The following is a 20,510-nucleotide window of genomic DNA, read 5'->3' on the forward strand; positions in this document are numbered from 1 at the left end:
GAACATAGCGACGAAGCAATCTCAGGATGCTTAATGAGATTGCCACGCGGTCTATGACCGCTCGCAATGACGACTTGACATCCACGCGGGCAATACTGCCACGGGATGACAATTATGACGTTTTAATACTTACAAAAGAGAATAAATTAAATCAAACAATATTATTCTTACGAGGAAACTATGTCATCTTTATTAGACCACCCAATGGTGTGTTCTGAGCAATGGGAAAAATTTACTGAAATAGATCATGAAATTTGGAAAACATTATTTAACAGACATACCGAATTATTAAAAAACAGAGCTACAAACGAAATAGTAGAAGGAATAGAAAAACTAAAAATTTGTAATGATCGAATTCCTAAATTTTCGGAGCTTAATAGAATATTAATGAAAGAAACCAATTTTTCTATAATACCGGTAAAAGGCTTTATACCTGAAGATTTATTTTTTAAATTTCTAGCACAGCGTAAATTTCCTTCTACCTGCTTTATTCGTCAGCCTCATCAGCTTGATTATTTGGAAGAACCCGATATATTCCATGACGTTTTCGGTCATGTGCCGTTACTTGTAAATCCCGTATTTGCTGACTTTATGCAGCAAATTGGGCTAAAAGGTTTAGAAGCCATTGAAGCGGGTATGCTTAAATTCGCCTCAGCTCTATACTGGTTTACGGTTGAATTCGGACTCATCCAGTCAAATGATAACTTGCGAATATACGGAGCTGGTATTATTTCCTCTAAAGGTGAATCTATTTACTCTTTAGAATCAGAAATTCCTATGCGTTTGGAGTTTGATTTAAATAAGGTGATAAAAACAGAGTATGAAACAGATTCTTTCCAGAAAACATATTTTGTAATTAAAAGTTTTCAACAGCTATTTGATATGCTAAATAATCTAGACTGGAAAAAGATAAAACAATAATAATTAAAAAAGAGGTTTATTATGACAATAACATGTTCACTAAGTGATAAAAAATGTATTCCATGCGAGGGAGGTGTTCCACCTCTTGAGAAAAAAGAAATCGATAAATTACTATCTGAATTACAAAATGGATGGATAGTGAATAAGTCAGGACATCTATACAAAAAGTATAAGTTTCCTGATTTTATGCAACCTATAGAATTTGCTAATAAAATAGCTGAAATTGCTGAGCAGGAAGTACATCACCCAGATTTAACTATATCTTGGGGAGCATGCAGTGTAGAAATATGGACTCATAAAATTGATGGTCTTACTGAAAGCGATTTTATTTTAGCTGCAAAGATAGAGGGTATACTCGTTTAATTTGAAAAATTGGTGGCAGTAGTCATGAGCTACGCGACTGAAAGAAGCGTGGCAATCTCAAGAAATAGGATTCCTGAGATTGCCGCGTCGATGCTTCGCATCTCCTCGCAATGACAATTTTTCATTCCGCACCACAATGCCTTTCAAGTTAAAAATACTGATGATCTCTTTCAAATTATCATTGACTAATTGCCAATATAATAATATGATACGACAAATATTTATAAATTTTTAAAGAGATATTTTTCATGTTCGCAGTTATAAAAGCAGGTGGAAAACAATATAAAGTAGACCAAAACAGCGTTATTAAAGTCGAAAAAATTGAAGGTGAGCTTGGCTCTAAAATTCAGCTTAATCAGGTTTTAATGATGGGTGAATATTCAAAGCCTTCTTTTATCGGTACTCCATTAGTAAAAGGAGCTGTTGTTACAGCTGAAATTACTAACCAGCTTAGAGATAATAAAATTATAGTTTTTAAGAAAAAACGTAGAAAAAATTATCGTCGTAAAGCCGGTCATCGTCAAGAATTGACAGAGCTGAAAATATTAGATATTACAAAACAATAATAGACTTTTTGTAAAAGTTAATAATAAAGGAATCATAAGATGGCAACCAAAAAAGCTGGTGGTAGTTCTAGGAACGGAAGAGATTCAGCCGGTCGAAGACTTGGCGTTAAAAAAGCTGATGGGCAATATGTAATACCTGGCAATATTATAGTTAGACAACGTGGTACAAAAATCCACCCTGGAGTAAATGTTGGGATTGGTAAGGATCATACTATTTTTGCTTTAACATCAGGAAGAGTAGAGTTTTTAACTAAGCGTGATCATAAAATAGTAAACGTTACAGAAATCGCTAGTGCATAATTAAGATTTTATAATAGCCTGCGTGAATCGTTTTTTCTCTCGTCATGCTGTGGCGGCTTTGTTGAGTGAATCAGTTTTCCAGTTGTCATCCCGCGACTTGATCGTGGGATCCAGTTAAAAATACTAATAAAATTATTATTTTTTGGATGCCGTGGTCAAGCCACGGCATGACATCGAAAGTGCTTTTCGATCCGTGCAATAATGCCTCCTGTGGCTTGGGAACTAGATCCAGGAAACAGTAAAAAATACCAACAATTTTAGTATTTTAAGCTGGATTCCGTGGACAAGCCACGAGGGGGGATGACTACCCTTAGGGTGCTTTTGATCCATGCAAGTAAATCTTAAGCGAGAATGACATTATAGTTAACTAGACTACCGTACCTTTAGCTATGCATCTCCTCGCAATGACGAAAAACTAAACGATATTAATACCCCACAAAAACAGCAGTAATAGGCTTCTATATATGGCCTTAATAATTCAAAAATTCGGTGGCACTTCCGTTGCAACTATTGACAGAATAAAAAAAATCATCCCTATTATAAAAGCTGAAATAGCTAAAAATAATCAAGTAATTATAGTAGTTTCTGCTATGGCAGGGGTCACTAATCAACTTGTTACATTATGTAATGAAGTATCAAGTCTTAATAAATCATCTCAACTTGCAGAATATGATGTAGCACTTTCTAGCGGTGAGATAGTTACGGCTTCATTGCTTGCACTTGCTCTTCAAGAAGAAAATATAAATGCCAGATCATTTTTGGCGTGGCAATTACCAATTTTGACTGATGATAATCACAGTAAAGCTTTAGTAGAATCAGTTGATACAAACTTATTGAACGAATGTTTACAACAAAATATTATTCCTATAATTGCTGGTTTTCAAGGAATCAATAAACATAATAGATTAGCTACATTAGGTAGAGGTGGGTCTGATACTACCGCTGCTTTAATTGCTGCAGCCATGAAAGCAGATAGGTGCGATATTTATACGGATGTAGAGGGTGTATTTGCTGCTGATCCAAGAATTATTCCAAAAGCAAAAAAGATAGACGAGATAGACTTTTCAGAAATGTTAGAGTTAGCATTAAGTGGAGCAAAAGTATTACATACAAGGGCAGCAGAAATAGTAATGCGATATCAAATAGATATGCGTATTCTTTCAACTTTTGCACCTGAAGCAGGTTGCACGTTAATCACTTCAAAAGATAAAATTATGGAAAAAAGAATAATTAGCGGCATTACTTCTAATAAAAATTTATTATATATAACTATAGAAAGCTGTTCGTTAAACTTTATTCAAGTTGCGAGTGTTATTGCACAAAATAATAATCATATTGAGTTGATGCAAGAAATAGAGCATAACAAAAGATATAGTTTTATTACTGATTTAACAGATAAAAATAGTTTACATATACTACTTACTAATTTGAAAAATAATAATCAAATAAGTAATTTTACCTTTGATACTGAAATTGCTACAGTTTCAATTATTGGTCATGGGATTAAAAATGATTTGAAATTGCTTGAAGTGATATTATCAAAATTAGCAAAAGATAATATCAATGTTCAAATGGTACAAATATCGGAAATTAAGATTATTCTATTAATAAATGATAAACAAGTAGAGAAAACAGTTCTTGATTTATATGATCTTCTTAAAATATCTGAAACAGAACACTGTTAACACTTAAATACATGTATCTTGGATTAACACTTATTTAACTTTCCAAATTTTGAAGTATTTTCGGTATAATTAATTAAAATATCTTAAAACTTATTACTTATATCGTGAAATATCTTCTATTTGTCATTTATTAGTTATATATTAATAAATAATCTATATAAACTATAAATTCTTATCATTTAGAAATAAATTGTTATAACTCTTAAGCCTTTTAGGAGTGAATATTTACGGGAAAAAATAATGAGCGATAAAGAAAATTTAAGAGATAATATAAGTTATCATTTAAAAGAAAAGGTAAAAGAAGAATTAAAAGAAAGAGGTATTTCAGCATATAAACTTGCTGCAGAAACAAATACCAATGAAACTTTATGGAAAAATTTTATAACAAAGGAACAAACAATATTACCTAGCTCAGAAGCAATTGTTCGGTTTGCCGATTATATAGGAGCTGCATTAGATGATGTTATTGGCAGAGATCTTGCTAAAGAAATAGAGTTAAAGAAATCAAAAGAAATAAATATTAATAAGAAAGAAGTAGAATCAAATATACCAGCATTTTTAACTCAACTACCAAAAGAAGCTCTGCAATCTGTCATGGAAGTAAGAGAAAAAGCAGCAGGGTTTGCACATAAATCAGTACAAAAGCCAAATGAGCCAAAAAAATCTTTTATAGAAAAAGAGCAAGTTAAACGATCTAATAAGCAAACAGAAAGATCACGTTAAAATAAAAATATGTTTTATAACCTTGATCCTAATATTAAGCCTAAAAATTTGCTTGATATCTTAAAGTGGAAAATGACTTCAAAAAAGTCAGAAAGGTTACCATTATCGGCATCTATCACAACCGATATTCCTCCAATAACTCATGATAAGAATATAAGAGTAAGCTATGTAGGTCACGTTACTTTCTTAATTCAGGTGCAAGGTCTAAATATTTTAACTGATCCGGTATGGTCGGAGAGAGCAAGTCCTTTTACCTTTGCAGGACCGAAAAGAATAGTAAAGCCCGGTATCGATTTTGCTGATTTACCTAAAATCGATTTTATATTAATAAGCCATAATCATTATGATCATCTAGATATTAAAACGATTAACGATTTATGGCTGCGGGATAAGCCTAAAATTATTACTCCTCTTAAGAATGATATAATAATAAAAAAACATATTAAAGATGCTGAAATTATTACTTTAGGGTGGAGTGAATCTTACAAAGATAAAAATATAGAATATTGCTTAGAGTCAGCACAACATTGGTCAGCTAGAGGAATATTTGATAAGAACGAAGCGTTATGGGGAACTTTTATTATTAAAACCAAGAAAGGTGATATTTGTTTTATAGGCGATTCAGGTTATAATGCAAATATTTTTAAAGAGATCGGCGAAAAATATAATATTTTACTTAGCCTTATTCCAATAGGAGCTTATGAACCAAGATGGTTCATGCAACCGGTACATATGAACCCTGAGGAAGCAGTACTTGCTCATCTAGATTTACGATCTAAATTTTCTATAGCAAGTCATTTCGATGTCTTTCAATTAGCTGACGAAGCCTTTAACGCAGCTCCTTTAGAGTTACAGCAAGCAATTAAAAAGCATAACATCCAAGACGATAAATTTATCATCCCGAAAGTGGGTAATTTTTTCTTATTTGATCAAAATAATAAGTTACTTTAAAATGATGAAATTAAAAAATCTATTATTTTAATTTCTCTATCTCTTCGCTAGTTAAACCTGTATACTCTGTAATTCTTTCAGTAGGTTCATTATTAGCTAACATTTTTTTTGCCATAGACATTTTTACTTTATTTTTAGCATCTTCAATTTTCTGCTCTTCTACAGCTAAATTATCCATTTCAGTTTTAACCATTTTTTCATAGGTGTTGAGATCTTCTTCAGACCAACTAGCTTGATCTAAAGCGTAAAAAGCTTTCTTCATAATAAGATCCTGACCTATTAAATGCTCCATTTCTTCTAATGTACTTTCATGTGCATGTTTAAAGAAATATGCCCATTTTTCTTGAAGATTCTCTAATTGATTTAGTTCTTTGTTAAATTTCTCTAATTCTAAAAAAATAAAATAAAAATCCTGTAAATCATTCTCATAGGTTTTAGTATCAAGTAGCCTATGGTTTGATCTCCAGTCCTCTTTATTTGGGAATAGGATAAAATCGGCAATGGCTAGGAATATGACGCCTTTTAGCTTGGCATATACTGCCATTTTTTTGTGATGTTCATCCTCTTTGATTATTTGCCTTGAATAGACTTTTGCAGCATAAAGTTGGGCTCTTTTTTCAAAACCTGGATGTTTACTTATCTGCATCTCTACAATAAATTGCGTGCCGTTTTCATCTTTGCACAATACGTCAACAATAGATTGTCTATAAACTGCAATATCAGGGTCTTGATTGGTTTTTAAAAAAGTAACTTCTTTAATTTTTTCTTCCCCTGTATAACCTAAAATATCATTTAAAAAATGGATGAGTATATCCTTATTCTTTTCTCTTCCAAATATTTGTATGAATGCAAAATTATTCTTTGGGTCAAGGAAGCGTGTAATTGACATAAACGTAATCTGTCTGAAATAATAATTATTATAACATAAAAGCTATAAAGTGCCAAATAATACAATTTAATTGAAAAACATTTACATCAAATCTATTCCAATAAATGCCTTGTTTTCTTTTGTTACTTCTGTTAGCCTTTCTTGGTGTTCAAAAAGTATATACTCGTTTTATTTGAAAAATTGGCGACAAAGTCTTTTGCTGATAATCCTCACGTACTTTTTGTACGCTGCGGTTATCAGCTTCAAGCCGCCTTGCTCTTTTCCAAATAAAACTTCGTATACCCAACTCTTCATTTATTAGCAGTATACTCATGTTAACAATCCCATATAATAAGTGATTTTATGCTATACGAAAAATTTGAACACAACATCAATAATTTAATAGGTGGTTTTGGCTTATCTAAAATAGCTATTGCGGTTTCTGGCGGTAGTGATTCAGTAACATTACTTTACCTTGCAAGTATCTGGGCTAAAAAAAATAATATAGAGTTATTTGTTTTATCGGTTGACCATAATTTAAGAGAGCAATCAAAGCAGGAAATTGAGTATATCCAAAATACTGCCAACGATTTAGGGCTTAAGTTTTATAGCCTTTCTTTCGATCATCAAAATAATTTTTCTAATTTACAGGAGCGAGCAAGAAAAGGGCGTTATGATTTAATGACTTCATTGTGCCAAAAGCTTGATGTATTAGTTCTATTAACCGCTCACCATGAAGATGATTATATAGAAAATTTTTGCCTTAGATTAGAGCGTAAAAGCGGCGTATTCGGACTTAGCAGCAGCAGCATAAACTGGCATAATAATACACAAGTAATTAGACCTCTGTTTAATATTCCTAAAAGCGAATTAGTAAATTATTTAGTTACAAATAATATTAAATGGTTTGAAGATCAATCAAATTTATCGACTAAATATAGACGTAATGCAGTTAGGCAGAAATTAGCTAAAGAGGAAGTTTATATTAAAGATGATATAATTACTCAGCAAATTAAAGTTAATGAATTAGTAGAAAATAAGTTTAAACCGGAATTAATATCCGCAATAGCCGAATCGGTAAAGATATCTGAATATGGCTTTGCTTTTCTTGATTTAATTAAATTTAGCGGATTTTCACAAGAAGTACGAGTGCAGCTAATTAACTTTTTACTGATAATAATTAGCGGACAGCAACGCTCGGCTCGTTTCTATTCGGTAGAGCCTATTTTAAAATTAATTATGCAAAGTTTGGATTTTAAAAATACTCTGCATGGTTGCGTAATTAAGCGTATGCAAAATAAATTATTAATATATCGGGAATTTGGTAAAAAGCTACCAGAAAGTAAGTTATTATTAGATAAGCAGGTTGTTTGGGATAATCGTTTTCGTATTACAAAAAACCATGACATAGAAAATTGTGTAGCAACATATTTATCGCTAGAAGATTATAAAATAATCAAGAAAGAACTAGATCTAGAAGTTTTAAAAAACCTATCTTGTGGAAACCACAATGCGATTTTATTTACCTTACCTATTATTAAAATACTTGAAAAAGTTGTAGCAATACCACATATATCATACTATGATAACGACATAAAGAGTTTTAACGTCTCTTTTGCTCCGGATTTTACATCTCGTTTTACACATTTTTACTGAGTCAGTTAATTAAACTGGTAAAAATGTTTTTGTTTATAATTAATGATTTTTGTTAGGTTTTGTATCAATGAATAATCAAGGTAAAAATATTATAGTTTGGGCAGTAATTTTTGTTTTTGTAATACTGCTTTTTAATGTTTTTCAGTCTGATGGGTTACTCAGCAGTAAAAATAATATATCTTTCTCAGAATTTTTAACAAAAGTCGATGAGAAAACTGTTAACTCGGTTAAAATTCAAGGAAGAATAATAGAAGGAACTTCAAATGATGGTTCTAGTTTTAGTACTTACACTCCTGATTATCCTGATTTAGTAAATCGTCTAAATAATAATGACGTTAATATAGAAGTCGTGCCGCCTGAAACAAGAATGAACACATTTTTAAGCTTCTTAATTTCTTGGTTTCCGATGCTTTTATTAATCGGTGTTTGGGTTTTCTTTATGCGACAAATGCATGGCGGCAGTAAAGCTATGGGGTTTGGTAAATCTAAAGCCAAACTTTTGTCGGATAAGGGTCCAAAAATAACTTTCAAAGATGTAGCTGGTATTGATGAAGCAAAAGACGAATTAACCGAAATAGTGGACTTTTTAAGAGATCCAAGCAAGTTCCAAAAGCTTGGCGGTAAAATACCTAAAGGTTGTTTGCTCATAGGTCCTCCAGGAACTGGTAAGACGCTGCTTGCTAAAGCAATTGCAGGTGAGGCTAACGTACCATTTTTTAGCATCTCTGGTTCTGATTTCGTTGAGATGTTTGTAGGCGTGGGTGCTAGCCGTGTGCGTGATATGTTTGAGCAGGGCAAGCGTAACGCTCCTTGTATTATCTTTATTGATGAGATTGATGCGGTAGGTCGCCATAGAGGTATTGGTATGGGCGGCGGCAATGATGAGCGTGAGCAAACATTAAATCAAATGTTAGTCGAGATGGACGGATTTGAAGCAAATGAGGGAGTTGTGATTATTGCAGCTACCAACCGTCCCGACGTTCTTGATAACGCTTTATTAAGACCAGGTAGGTTCGATAGGCAAATTACTGTCTCAAATCCTGATATTGATGGACGAGAAAAAATACTACAAGTGCATTTAAAGAAAGTAAAATATAGCACTAAAATCGTACCAAGAATTATTGCCAGAGGAACACCTGGATTTTCTGGTGCTGAACTCGCTAATTTAGTTAATGAAGCTGCTCTTATTGCAGCAAGACGCAATAAGAAAGAAGTAGAAATGCATGATTTGGAAGAGGCCAAAGATAAGGTCATGATGGGGGTTGAGCGTCGCTCAATGATTATGTCCGATGAGCAGAAAAAACTAACAGCATATCATGAGGGTGGTCATGCTTTAGTTGGTTTATATTGTCCCGCTTCTGATCCTATTCATAAAGCTACGATTATTCCACGTGGTAGAGCTCTTGGTATGGTTATGAGATTACCGGAAAATGATCGTTTTTCAATGCCACGTGATAAGATGGAAGCAGATATTGCGGTAGCCATGGCTGGTAGAGTAGCTGAAGAAATTATATTTGGTAAAGAAAAGGTAACCTCAGGAGCATCATCAGATATAAAGATGGCAACCAGAATGGCAAAGGCAATGGTTACCGATTGGGGGCTTAGCGATAAGGTCGGTCCTGTATATCACGGAAGTGCTAGTGAAGATATGTATACTAATAGAAATAGTTCTAGTGATAGATCGGAAAGTACTTCAGAGTTAATAGATGAAGAAGTAAAGAAAATTGTTACTACCGGCTATGATTTAGCAAAAGACATTTTAACTAAGCACTTAGATCAACTTCATATACTTGCTAAAGCCTTAATAGAATATGAAACATTATCAGGTCAGCAAATTAAAAATTTACTTAGCAGCAGACAGCTAGACTCTGAAGAAGAAAATAACTTTCCTTTTGGTGCGGCATCATCTACCATAAAAATAGCCGAAGAAAAAGACCTTAAGAAAGCAAAACCAATTAAAGCTAAAAAGGAAGATAAAAGCTAAATCATAATATTAAAGAGTATATAGTATGGCAGAGTTAAGGTTACCGCCAAATTCAGTTGTAAAAAAAGGTAAGGAACATAAAGCAAAAGGAGATGTATCTAATCTTAGAAAAATAAAAATTTATAGATATGATCCTGACCTTGATGAGAATCCTACTATTGATAGTTTCGAGATAGATTTAAGCAAAACCGGTCCGATGGTTTTAGACGCTTTAATTAAAATCAAAAACGAAATTGATTCTACTGTAACTTTTAGACGTTCTTGTCGTGAGGGAATTTGTGGTAGTTGTGCAATGAATATTGATGGTACAAATACTTTAGCATGTATTAAGCCTATAGAAGAAATTTCAGGCGATATTAAAATCTATCCACTTCCTCATATGAAAGTGGTAAAAGATTTAGTGCTGGATATGTCTCATTTTTACGCACAATATGAATCTATAGAACCATGGCTTAAAACCGATAGTTCAGCTCCATCCAATGCTGAAAGATTACAGTCGATTAAAGATCGAGAGAAGCTTGACGGATTATATGAATGTATATTATGTGCATGCTGTTCTACTTCTTGTCCTAGCTATTGGTGGAATGGGGATAAATATTTAGGTCCTGCAATTTTACTTCAGGCATATAGATGGATTGCCGACTCACGGGATGATCATACAGGCGAGCGTCTAGAGGCTTTAGAAGATCCGTTCAAGCTCTATAGATGTCATACAATTATGAACTGTACTAAAACCTGTCCGAAAGGTCTAAATCCTGCTAAGGCTATTTCTGAGATAAAAGGTCTAATTGCTGAACGGCACGGAGTGTGATTTTCGTTTGGAACGTCATTGCGAGGAAATTACGAAGTAAGGAAGTATAAAAAATGCTAATTTATAGCATTTTTTATTATTTTTTCTGGATTGCCACGCTCCTTACAGTCGCATAGCTTATGACGCCTCTCGATCCATGCAGGCAAAACTAATCACTCTCCATTAATCAGCTTTTTAAAGTAATTAATTTTATAAGAGCAGAAGTAATTTTCATTGCTTTTTAAGGCTTTTATATCTAGAGCAAAGTCATTCTCATCATAGATGAAAATTTTAATTAACTTGAGATATGATAAAGTACCAAAGATAATAGAGCGGAATAAACCTAAGAAAGATTTTAAAAGTTGCTTATCAATTATAAGTATAATTTTATTGCATGGCGATTTGAATAAACTACGAATTAGCTTATAGTAAGAATGTCATACCGTGGCTTGACCACGGGATCCAGAAAAAAGCGAGAAAGATCGAGCTTTTAATTTTGAAATTTGCTGTATTTAGGCTTTTTAAGTACTGGATACCGTGGTCAAGCCACGGTATGACAATGAATACACTTTCCGAGTCATGCAACGACGCCGGTTTTACCTTGAAAGCGTTTTCAGTCCACGCAATAAGGCTATCTATTTTCTACCAAATAAACGTTCGATATCTTTAAGCTTAAGTTCAATGTAGGTAGGTCTGCCGTGGTTGCACTGTCCTGAAAATGGTGTATTTTCCATTTGGCGGAGTAGTGCGTTCATTTCCTCTCCTGATAATTTTCGTCCTGCTCTGATAGAATAGTGACAAGCGTAAGTCTCGGTAACATGCTCAATTAATTCGGTTAAGGCTATATTTTCCCCGCATTCTGCTAAATGATCAGCCAAATCTTGAATTAGCTTTTGTACGTTTATATCACCAAGAATATTAGGAATTTCGGTTACTATAATAGATTTTTCGCCGAATTTTTCTAAGCTTAAGCCTAATTTAGATAATTTATCTTTGTTCTCATATAAAATATCGGCTCTTTTCTCGTCCGGTAATTCGACTATTTCAGGAATGAGTAAACGCTGTTTTATTAACTCTTCATTCTTAATATAATTTTTGATTTTTTCATATCCAAGGCGTTCATGTGCCGCATGCTGGTCAGTGATTACTATACTATCTTCCGTCTGTGAAATAACATAAGTAGTGTGAAGCTGGGCTTTAGCTGCTCCAAGCCTATATTGTGAAGATTTTTGCGGCTCGTTCTGTATACGCTGCTCTACTTCCTGCTCGATCCTAGCATGTGGTAGTGTATCTATCAATTTTTGGCAGCTATTATTTGGCTTATATTTAGGCACAGTAGGTGATATAGCAGGTCGATATTCGCTAGGTTTACTATTCACGTTTAAGGATTTACTTATAGCTGGTTCTTTATTAACGAATGGGTTTTTAAATAATTCAATAGCACTAGATGCAATGGTGGTGGATGCGATATGACTTTTATTTGACAAGGCATTTTTGATTGAATCTATAAGTAAATTCCGTACATAATTCGGATCATGAAACCTAACTTCAGCTTTTGCCGGATGCACATTTACGTCAACAAGTTGAGGATCGATTTGCAGGAATATGGCACATAAAGGGTAGCGATCACGCGGCATATAATCTTGATATGCTACCCTTAGAGCTACTTGCAATAATTTATCTTTTACCGGTCTGTTATTGATGAATAAAAACTGATCTTCGCTGGAGGCTCTATTATATGTTGGGATGTTCGTATAGCCATAAATAGAAAAATCAGGAGATTTAAAATCTATATAAGAGGCATTTTTTATAAAATCCTCACCTATTACGTCAATTATTCTTTGTTTCAAGTTGTTTTCGGCGTCCTTATTTTGTCCTTTAAGCTTTAGTAAGGTTTTACCATCATGTGTTAGGCTAAATGATATTTCAGGATGTGCGAGTGCAATCTTTTTAACTACATCTACAGTAGCTGCAAGCTCGGTTTTATCAGTTCTTAAAAATTTCAGACGTGCGGGCGTAGCAAAAAATAAATCTCTTATCTCAATTTTAGTACCTTCATTATGAATAGCTGGAGCAATTTGTTTTTCGTCACCACCAATTAATTTAATTTGAAAAGCTTTTTGATTATCACGTTTTTTAGAAGTAATCAGCATTTTACTAATGGCGGCAATAGATGGTAATGCCTCGCCCCTAAAACCGAAAGTATGTATATTTAGGAAATCGGTCTCATCAAGTTTAGAAGTAGTATGACGCTCAACGGCAATCTCTAGCTCCTTATCCGTCATACCGACGCCATCATCGGAAATGATGATTAGATTTTTGCCGGCACGCTCTAAGATAATGTCAATTTTGGTACTACCTGCATCAACGGCATTTTCAACCAATTCCTTTACAACCGATGCGGGACGCTCTATAACTTCGCCAGCAGCAATGCGGTTGATAGTACTTTCTGAAAGAAGCTTTATAGTCATTTTGTTTCTATTAATCTAAATTTTTTACTACAATAAGGGCAGCTAACTTCCTTTTTTTCTTTATCAATTTCTAAATAAACTTTCGGATGATCATAAGGCGGCTCTTTACCGCAGCAAGATACAGATGCATCAACACTATTAACAATTTCCATAGATTTACACATTTTTCTTTTAGTAACATCTAACATAAGTTACTTTTAAATAAAAGACAAATTAATTTCTGGTGTCATTCCGCAGCGGCATTATTGTATGATTCCTATGTCATTCCTAGCTAAAGGCATTGTTGCGTGGATCAGTTTTCCAGTTGTCATCCCGCGAGCTTGTAGCGGGATCCAGTTAAAAATACTAATAAAATTAGTATTTTTTATTATTTTTTGGATGCCGTGGTCAAGCAACTAGATGACATTGAAAGTGCTTTTCGATCCACGCGGGCAATGCCGCACGGGAATGACATCGAACACTGCATACAAGTCTTTTTAGAAGTAACATAACAGGAGGTAAAAATGAAAGATAAAGTAGTAGTTATAATTGGTTCAACAAGTGGTATCGGATTTGAAATAGCCAAGCATTTTGCAAAACTTGGTACAAAATTAGTTATTAATGGTTTTGCAAAAGATGATGAAGTGCAAAAAATTTCTACGGAATTAAAAAATCTTGGTGCAGCTGACATATTTTATCAAGGAGTAAATCTTGAAAAGCCGAGTGAAATAAAATCTATGTTTGAAAATATAGTAAAAGAATTCGGAAAAATAGATATATTAGTGAATAACGCAGGCATTCAACATGTTGCCCCTATCGATGAGTTTCCAGAAGATAAATGGGAACAGATTTTGCGTATAGATTTAATAGCCTCTTTTTATACTACAAAATACGCTATTCCTATAATGAAAAAGAACGGCTTTGGGCGTATCGTCAATATCGCTTCAGCTCACGCATACGTTGCATCCCCTTTTAAATCGGCATATGTGGCAGCAAAGCACGGAATCCTTGGATTAACTAAAACTGTTGCTTTAGAAGTAGCTGAGAATAATATCACTGTTAATGCTGTTTGTCCTGGTTATGTAAATACTCCTCTTGTAAAAAACCAAATAGCAGATACTGCAAAAGCTCGCCATATTAGCGAAGAATCAGCCTTAAAAGACGTAATATTAAAGTCACAAGCCACAAAGAAATTCGTGGAGGCAAGCGAAATAGCTGATTTAGTAATATTTCTATGTGACGAAAAAGCATCATCTATAACAGGAGCTGGACTCTTGATAGATGGGGGCTGGACAGCACAATAACCCAAATTTCTTAATAAACATTAACTATTAAGAAATAACTAATGCTAGAAATTTCTTGAAAAGTGCTTATTTAACTTATTACACTAAAATAAATTAATTTTTATTTTTAAGAGGGAGTTATGACACAAAAAGAGCATCCACAAACAACCGAACTAAATCAAATAAAAAACGCTAAAATACTACATTTTAAAGATGAACACGGCAAAGCTGTAGATGGGCATTTAATCGTAGGAGAAGTAGAACATAAAGAAAAAATAAACCTAGAAAGAAAACGAGAAATTGAAGTAAAGCGTGATTTAGGTAAATTTAAAAAGATTCTAGCCTTTTTAGGTATAATTAAACGTACAGAAAAAATTACTGTGAATGAAATATTTCCAGTAGAATCAGTCCGAAAAGAAGAACAAATTATAGGTGCTTTTACTAAAGATAAAAAATCAATAGAAAATTTTTTGGACGATTTAGATTTTCATGAAACAAAACTTTATGCTTATGATCTTAATGGTAAAAAAGTTGGAGAGGTAGGTGATTTTGCAAAAATAATATTAGATGAGGGTGTTAAGTTTGATGAAACTATCCTTGAAAAAAATGGAAAAGTATTTGCCATTAAGAAAAATAATGAGTTTTTAAAATCATTTTCTGCTTCTGCAGAAAAAGATAATCAGTTTTTAGATTTAAAAGGCAAACCGATACCAAATCAAAATCAGTTTAAACAAGAAAGTAATAAAATTTATTATTTAGGAAGTGTTAGAAATGAAAGGCAAGCTACTAAAAATACTTTAAAAAGCGATAAACGAACTGTAAAAATATCAGAAAAAGCAGCAACTAAAACTTTTCATAAAAATGAAAAGGTTGATACTTCAAAAGGCAAGAAAAGTCTTGATAAAAAACCAGCTAGAAGTGCTTTAAAAGGTAGTAGAGAAGTTGCAAAAAAAATAGGTGAAGAATTACGTAAAGAGCAAGAAAAGAATTTTGCAGGAATTAATAAAAAACCGAAAGCTGCCGCACTTAAAAAAGTAGAAACCCCAAAAGTTCCTACTAGATAATTTTGATTTTTATACAAACAAATTAAGATTTAAAGGTAATTTTAGGGCTGAATTATTTAAAAAGAGCCCTAAACTAAAAACTAATGCTGCTGATCATATTAAGAAGTATCATAATACTGAAGAAAGGAAACAAAAATTCATAGAGATATGCATGTTGATACTAGCAAAGGGATTAAAAATCTATCTATTAAAGATATTTTAAAACTAAATGAACCGCTTCCAGATTATGATTCAGACGACTCAGGTTTTACTAGTCACGATATAATTTGACAATAATAAAAACATGAATATCTTTAATAATAGTCAATAAATAGAGAATGTATTATGAAAAATAATGGTAGTGGCAATGAAAATCGTTGGAAAAAAGCTGTTGATAAATTTAGACATGCGTTAGGAGATCCAGTTGATTCAGTAAGGGTAAGAATATCTGAAAAATCAGATCATTCAGATTATCTGGAAGAGATAGCTACTGGTAAGTTAGTGAAAAGTATAGGTCGTTATACATTTGAATTTCCTATGCTAGTAATGTCGGAAGAGATACTACGCAATCACCAGATAACATACAGTAAATCTTTAGAAGCATTATTAGATCATGAGGGAAAACACGCTAGCACTGTTGGTAAGACAAGTAAAGGAGTAGAAGATCAACAAGCTTTTATTATGGATAAGAAAGGTAATTTATATATTGGAAGTCATGAAGGACAACCTGTTGATCCAGAAAATCCCAGCTTGTCTCATGCTTCATTTTTAGGTGGGATACCAGCTGAAATGGCTGGAATGATATCTATCGATGCTGGAAAAATAAAATTAATATCTGATAATAGTGGGCATTATGCTCCAGAACCTTTAGATATGTACCGTGGGATAAAAAAGATACAAGAAAAAATGCCAGGAGCTTTAGACAAAAATTGTTTAATTCTTATTCAGAACAAAGACCCTGAGCCTCTTAAGAATTTTGTAGCAAAAATGGAAGAAAAGGTTCAAGGAACGGGTGGCAAAACTCATTATGAACAATTGCGTGAAAACCGAATATCAAAAATTAAAGAATATCAAGCTAAGTTAAAAAATGTTTCTAAGAAAACTGCAGTAACACAAGCAGCAACAATAGGTAAAGATTTAAAAGATACATTATTAAAAAGAAAGCAAGATAATGAAAAGGCTACTGGAGATTTAGCTACAAATGCACGACGTGCAAAAAGGGCAAATTTTATTGGATAAAAATTTATACTTTATAAATGATAGAACTTGTTTATAATAACTAATTAGTAATTAAGTTATTTAGAGTTCGATGAATAAATCTAAATTCATTTTTCTATCTGCCATTTCAGGGAATATACTTGAATATTATGACTTTACTGTATATTCAGTTTTCTCGCCGATTATAGGGCGAATTTTCTTTCCTGGGGAGTCAGAATTTATCCAGATTCTTTTAAGCTTAGCCGTATTTGCGGTTGGGTTTTTGACAAGACCTATCGGTGGTATATTATTTGGTTATATCGGTGATAGATATGGTAGGCGTATTGCCTTGATAATATCTATGCTTGGTATGACTATCCCGACCTTTATCATGGGTTTGATCCCCTCATATGCAGATATTGGGGTTTATGCACCTATAACTCTAATCATAATGCGGCTTATTCAGGGACTTTGTATTAGCGGTGAGGGAACAGGAGCTGCTATTTTCATTTTAGAACATCGTCAAAATTTAAGACCTGGTTTTACAGCAGGTTTAGTACATGGTTCCAATATTGTTGGCACATTAGTAGCAATTTTTATTGGTATTATAATCGAGCGTTATTTTTCCCATATTGATTTTGCATGGCGGTTTGCTTTTCTTCTCGGCGGATTTATAGGGCTTGCCGGATTTTACTTGCGACTGCGTGTTTCAGAAACGCCGATTTTTAAAATGCTTGAGAAAAAGAAAAAAGTTCTTAAAGCTCCTTTTTCCAACGTAATAAAAACAGCTTGGAAATCTATGTTTTTGACCATATGTATAGGTGCCATAGCTAGCAGTATTATGTATTTAGTAAAAACATATATAAATGTGTTTTATTACAATGTTATGCATTTTGATAATGCTATTGCTTTATCCTATTCAGCTTATAGCTTGTTTATTGCAATGGTTGCGATGCTGCTTGCTGGCGGTGCTGCCGATATTATCGGAAAGTTTAAGATGAGTATGTTAGTCGGTACTGCAATTTTGTTATTGATCTTACCGACTATGTTACTTATGTCGGCAGAAGAAACTTGGCAGCAAATTCTAGCACTTACTATTCTTGGCATGCTTGCAGGAAGTATAGCAGGTACGGCATATATATTCGTTATTTCTCTATTTACTGCAGAGCAAAAATTTACCGGCGTTGCTTTCAGCTACAACTTTGCGATAGCAATATTTGGCGGTACGTCCCCGATTATTTCACGTTGGCTTGTTGAGCATACTAAATTATTTTACGCTCCAGCTTTCTATATCATGATTATTGCAGCTATATTTTTAATTATTATGTATATGATGAGAAGAGTAATCAAACAGTTGTTAAATAGTTATGAACAAAAAAAATAGAGAAGTAACAAGTAGCTGGTTTACTAATTTACGTGATTTATTATGCACGGAATTTGAGAAAATCGAAGAAGAATACGCAAAGGCAAAAGGTTTAAAGCCAGGTAAGTTTGTCCGCTCAACCTGGGAACGTGATGGCGGTGATGGCGGTGTTATGTCTGTCATGAAAGGGGAAGTGTTTGAAAAAGTTGGCGTTAATATATCGACTGTATTCGGTGAATTCTCAAAGGCGTTTCGTGCCGAAATCCCGGGAGCAGAGCTAGACGGCAAGTTTTTTGCTACTGGTATTTCATTAGTTGCTCACCTTAAATCTCCGTTAATCCCTGCAATGCACTTCAATACTCGTTATATTGAAACCTCAAAAAACTGGTTTGGTGGCGGTGGTGATTTAACGCCTTTTTATCCAGAAGAAGACGAGACAGCAAAATTTCATGTAGCTTTCAAAGAAGCATGCGACAAATATGATTCTGGCTATTATCCTAAATTTAAAAAGCAATGTGACGAATATTTTTATTTGAAGCATAGAAAAGAACCGAGAGGAGTCGGCGGAATATTTTACGATTATCTAAATAGTGGTAATTTTGAGCAAGATTTTTCTTTTACGCAAGATGTAGGCAAAGCGTTATTATCAGTATATCCTGAAATCGTTAGAAATAAGCTATTTTTACCGTGGACGGATGAGCAGAAAGAATATCAGCTCATAAGACGAGGTAGGTACGTAGAATTTAATTTGCTATATGATAGAGGCACAAAGTTTGGCTTAATGACTGACGGCAATGTTGAGGCAATATTGATGTCTCTACCACCCGAAGTAAAATGGTCGTAACAAAAAACCACCTTGGCTGGTTTTTTCCTTGACTATTTTTTAATTTCGTTTTATTCTGCTCTATTTAGAATATTATAATATCTTGATTAGGCGATAAGCTAATGGCAAAGAAAAATAAAAACATTTTGGTAAGGTTAGTAAGTACAGCAGGTACAGGCTTTTTTTTAGTGAAAAAGCGTAATCCAAAAACGCAAACCGAAAAGCTTTCTTTTCGTAAATACGATCCAAAAGTAAGAAAACATGTTCTTTTTAAAGAAGAAAAAATAAAATAATCGAAGTAATATATGGCAGTAAAAATTCGTTTAGCTAGAGGCGGTGCTAAAAAGCGTCCTTTTTACCGTGTAGTAGTAGCTAACGCAACCGCACCACGTGATGGTGATTTTTTAGAAAAAGTTGGAACTTATAATCCAATGCTTGCTAAAGATAGTAATGAGCGTGTAGTTCTAAAGGCGGATCGTGTAGAATATTGGCTTAAATCTGGTGCTAAACCAACAGATAGAGTTGCAAAATTTATCGAGCAAGCTGGTATAGCTCTTCCTGAAAAAGTCAAAAAAGAGATGGAAGTTAAGCTAAAAAACCGTAAAGCTAAACCAAGCAAAAAAGAAGCTAAAGAAGCATAGTTATACCACTGTCATCCCGTGGCTCATCCACGGGATCCAGTAAAAAAGTTTAGAGTGTTGTCAAATCTAGCATTGTCGCTTGTACCTGTGTTGTTGCATAGCTCTAGAAACGCCTCCGATGTCATTCTTAGCAACAGCTGGAATCCAGCATAAAGCGAGAGAAATCGAGCTTTTAATTTTAAGTTACTATGCTTGGATTTTACTGGATCCCGTGGACGAGCCACGGGATGACAGAGGGTAAAACTAAGCTATATAACAACACTAGTCAGGCTACAGTATAAAATTAAAAGCTTTAAATTTACTTAGCTGAATATCTAAAAAAATAAGCCGGATTAGCTCAGTGGTAGAGCAACCGCCTTGTAAGCGGTAGGTCATCAGTTCAAATCCGATATCCGGCACCACCTTTATAGGTGAAAAATTGTAAAAATATTAGATTGCCGAGTTGAGAATTTCCGGCATTGTTGCATGACTCCGATGTTATTATTGTGGAGGCTTGCCTGTGTGGATGCTAAGTCGTCATTGCGAACGAACGAAGTGAGTGCGGCAATCTAGAAAAATAATAAAAAATGCTAATTTATAGCATTTTTTATACTTCCTTGCTTCGTCAATTACTTCGTAATTTCCTCGCAATGACGAGAAAATTGATCCACGCGGGGCAAGCTTTAAGCGGGAATGACATATAGGACGTTTTTTGATATTTATGCGGGCAATGCCGGCTTGACCCCACGGGATGATACTAATAATAACGGTTTCAGAGCCATAAAAACACTGTGCTTGAAACACATAAACCATATCCACCCATTTCAGCGCCCTTAGCTCAGCTGGATAGAGCAACGGATTTCTAATCCGTAGGTCAGAGGTTCGAATCCTTTAGGGCGCGCCACTCTTCAGTTTTTGCTATTT

General features: G+C 33.8%; 22 protein-coding genes and 2 tRNA genes. 20 read left to right on the plus strand and 4 right to left on the minus strand.

Features of this window, described 5'->3' with window-relative positions; translation table 11 throughout:
• Window positions 1-180: 180 nt before the first annotated feature.
• The 7 genes from AAGD49_RS00110 (at window position 181) to AAGD49_RS00140 (ending at window position 5,509) form a co-directional block, all read left to right on the plus strand.
• A complete protein-coding gene (locus AAGD49_RS00110) occupies window positions 181-921 on the plus strand; it encodes a phenylalanine 4-monooxygenase (RefSeq protein WP_341788620.1) in 741 nt (246 codons plus the stop codon).
• Window positions 922-942: 21 nt separating this feature from the next.
• Window positions 943-1,284, plus strand: coding sequence for a 4a-hydroxytetrahydrobiopterin dehydratase (locus AAGD49_RS00115; protein WP_341788621.1), 342 nt, complete (start codon window positions 943-945; stop codon window positions 1,282-1,284).
• A 248-nt stretch (window positions 1,285-1,532) separates the two neighbouring features.
• A complete protein-coding gene (gene rplU, locus AAGD49_RS00120; protein WP_011478056.1) occupies window positions 1,533-1,850 on the plus strand; it encodes a 50S ribosomal protein L21 in 318 nt (105 codons plus the stop codon).
• A gap of 39 nt (window positions 1,851-1,889) precedes the next feature.
• Window positions 1,890-2,150, plus strand: coding sequence for a 50S ribosomal protein L27 (rpmA, locus tag AAGD49_RS00125; RefSeq protein ID WP_011478055.1), 261 nt, complete (start codon window positions 1,890-1,892; stop codon window positions 2,148-2,150).
• Window positions 2,151-2,614: 464 nt separating this feature from the next.
• On the plus strand, window positions 2,615-3,835 hold the full coding sequence (locus tag AAGD49_RS00130; protein ID WP_341788622.1) for an aspartate kinase: 1,221 nt from the start codon (window positions 2,615-2,617) through the stop codon (window positions 3,833-3,835).
• Window positions 3,836-4,075: 240 nt separating this feature from the next.
• Window positions 4,076-4,558 carry a hypothetical protein gene (locus tag AAGD49_RS00135; protein ID WP_341788623.1) on the plus strand — a complete coding sequence of 161 codons (483 nt, stop codon included), beginning with the start codon at window positions 4,076-4,078 and terminating at the stop codon, window positions 4,556-4,558.
• A gap of 72 nt (window positions 4,559-4,630) precedes the next feature.
• Window positions 4,631-5,509, plus strand: coding sequence for an MBL fold metallo-hydrolase (locus AAGD49_RS00140; RefSeq protein ID WP_341789248.1), 879 nt, complete (start codon window positions 4,631-4,633; stop codon window positions 5,507-5,509).
• Window positions 5,510-5,531: 22 nt separating this feature from the next.
• Here the strand turns inward: AAGD49_RS00140 and AAGD49_RS00145 are convergent, their stop codons facing one another.
• Complete coding sequence (locus AAGD49_RS00145) at window positions 5,532-6,398, minus strand: Rpn family recombination-promoting nuclease/putative transposase (protein ID WP_341788624.1); 867 nt, start codon at window positions 6,396-6,398, stop codon at window positions 5,532-5,534.
• Between the two features lie 342 nt (window positions 6,399-6,740).
• Here AAGD49_RS00145 and tilS point away from each other — a divergent pair, with 342 nt between their 5' ends.
• The 3 genes from tilS to AAGD49_RS00160 all read left to right on the plus strand — a co-directional run bounded on the left by tilS (window position 6,741) and on the right by AAGD49_RS00160 (window position 10,828).
• Window positions 6,741-8,033: a tRNA lysidine(34) synthetase TilS gene (tilS, locus tag AAGD49_RS00150; protein ID WP_341788625.1), complete on the plus strand. Its 1,293-nt coding sequence runs from the start codon at window positions 6,741-6,743 to the stop codon at window positions 8,031-8,033.
• A gap of 67 nt (window positions 8,034-8,100) precedes the next feature.
• A complete protein-coding gene (gene ftsH / locus AAGD49_RS00155; RefSeq protein ID WP_341788626.1) occupies window positions 8,101-10,017 on the plus strand; it encodes an ATP-dependent zinc metalloprotease FtsH in 1,917 nt (638 codons plus the stop codon).
• Window positions 10,018-10,042: 25 nt separating this feature from the next.
• Window positions 10,043-10,828 carry a succinate dehydrogenase iron-sulfur subunit gene (locus AAGD49_RS00160; protein ID WP_341788627.1) on the plus strand — a complete coding sequence of 262 codons (786 nt, stop codon included), beginning with the start codon at window positions 10,043-10,045 and terminating at the stop codon, window positions 10,826-10,828.
• Between the two features lie 614 nt (window positions 10,829-11,442).
• Here AAGD49_RS00160 and mutL read toward each other — a convergent pair.
• Window positions 11,443-13,278, minus strand: a complete 1,836-nt coding sequence (mutL, locus tag AAGD49_RS00165; protein WP_341788628.1) for a DNA mismatch repair endonuclease MutL — start codon at window positions 13,276-13,278, stop codon at window positions 11,443-11,445.
• Complete coding sequence (locus AAGD49_RS00170; protein WP_341789249.1) at window positions 13,275-13,442, minus strand: zinc-finger domain-containing protein; 168 nt, start codon at window positions 13,440-13,442, stop codon at window positions 13,275-13,277. Before AAGD49_RS00170 ends, mutL begins: the two co-directional genes overlap by 4 nt.
• A 339-nt stretch (window positions 13,443-13,781) precedes the next feature.
• On the opposite strand from AAGD49_RS00170, the gene AAGD49_RS00175 reads away from it, so the two are divergent.
• The 9 genes from AAGD49_RS00175 to AAGD49_RS00215 all read left to right on the plus strand — a co-directional run bounded on the left by AAGD49_RS00175 (window position 13,782) and on the right by AAGD49_RS00215 (window position 20,008).
• Complete coding sequence (locus AAGD49_RS00175; protein ID WP_341788629.1) at window positions 13,782-14,561, plus strand: 3-hydroxybutyrate dehydrogenase; 780 nt, start codon at window positions 13,782-13,784, stop codon at window positions 14,559-14,561.
• Window positions 14,562-14,680: 119 nt separating this feature from the next.
• Window positions 14,681-15,604 (plus strand): hypothetical protein, encoded by a 924-nt coding sequence (locus AAGD49_RS00180; RefSeq protein ID WP_341788630.1) that lies wholly within the window; start codon window positions 14,681-14,683, stop codon window positions 15,602-15,604.
• Window positions 15,605-15,751: 147 nt separating this feature from the next.
• Window positions 15,752-15,874: a hypothetical protein gene (locus AAGD49_RS00185; protein WP_341788631.1), complete on the plus strand. Its 123-nt coding sequence runs from the start codon at window positions 15,752-15,754 to the stop codon at window positions 15,872-15,874.
• 54 nt (window positions 15,875-15,928) lie between these two features.
• On the plus strand, window positions 15,929-16,822 hold the full coding sequence (locus AAGD49_RS00190) for a hypothetical protein (RefSeq protein ID WP_341788632.1): 894 nt from the start codon (window positions 15,929-15,931) through the stop codon (window positions 16,820-16,822).
• Window positions 16,823-16,892: 70 nt separating this feature from the next.
• On the plus strand, window positions 16,893-18,164 hold the full coding sequence (locus tag AAGD49_RS00195) for an MFS transporter (protein WP_341788633.1): 1,272 nt from the start codon (window positions 16,893-16,895) through the stop codon (window positions 18,162-18,164).
• On the plus strand, window positions 18,148-18,987 hold the full coding sequence (gene hemF, locus AAGD49_RS00200) for an oxygen-dependent coproporphyrinogen oxidase (protein WP_341788634.1): 840 nt from the start codon (window positions 18,148-18,150) through the stop codon (window positions 18,985-18,987). The genes AAGD49_RS00195 and hemF overlap by 17 nt, the downstream gene beginning before the upstream one ends.
• A gap of 101 nt (window positions 18,988-19,088) precedes the next feature.
• Complete coding sequence (rpmG, locus tag AAGD49_RS00205; protein ID WP_011478029.1) at window positions 19,089-19,259, plus strand: 50S ribosomal protein L33; 171 nt, start codon at window positions 19,089-19,091, stop codon at window positions 19,257-19,259.
• A gap of 12 nt (window positions 19,260-19,271) precedes the next feature.
• Entirely contained in the window at window positions 19,272-19,607 is a 336-nt protein-coding gene (gene rpsP / locus AAGD49_RS00210; protein ID WP_341788635.1) for a 30S ribosomal protein S16, read from the plus strand.
• A gap of 326 nt (window positions 19,608-19,933) precedes the next feature.
• Window positions 19,934-20,008: transfer RNA gene (locus AAGD49_RS00215), tRNA-Thr, on the plus strand.
• 115 nt (window positions 20,009-20,123) lie between these two features.
• Here the strand turns inward: AAGD49_RS00215 and AAGD49_RS00220 are convergent.
• The gene (locus AAGD49_RS00220; RefSeq protein WP_341788636.1) at window positions 20,124-20,399 is read right to left on the minus strand and encodes a hypothetical protein; all 276 of its coding nucleotides are present in this window, start codon (window positions 20,397-20,399) and stop codon (window positions 20,124-20,126) included.
• Window positions 20,400-20,413: 14 nt separating this feature from the next.
• Here AAGD49_RS00220 and AAGD49_RS00225 point away from each other — a divergent pair.
• Window positions 20,414-20,490 (plus strand) — tRNA-Arg (locus AAGD49_RS00225).
• Window positions 20,491-20,510: the final 20 nt, after the last annotated feature.

This window comes from Rickettsia endosymbiont of Lasioglossum villosulum, assembly GCF_964026455.1.
Taxonomy (GTDB): Bacteria; Pseudomonadota; Alphaproteobacteria; order Rickettsiales; family Rickettsiaceae; genus Rickettsia.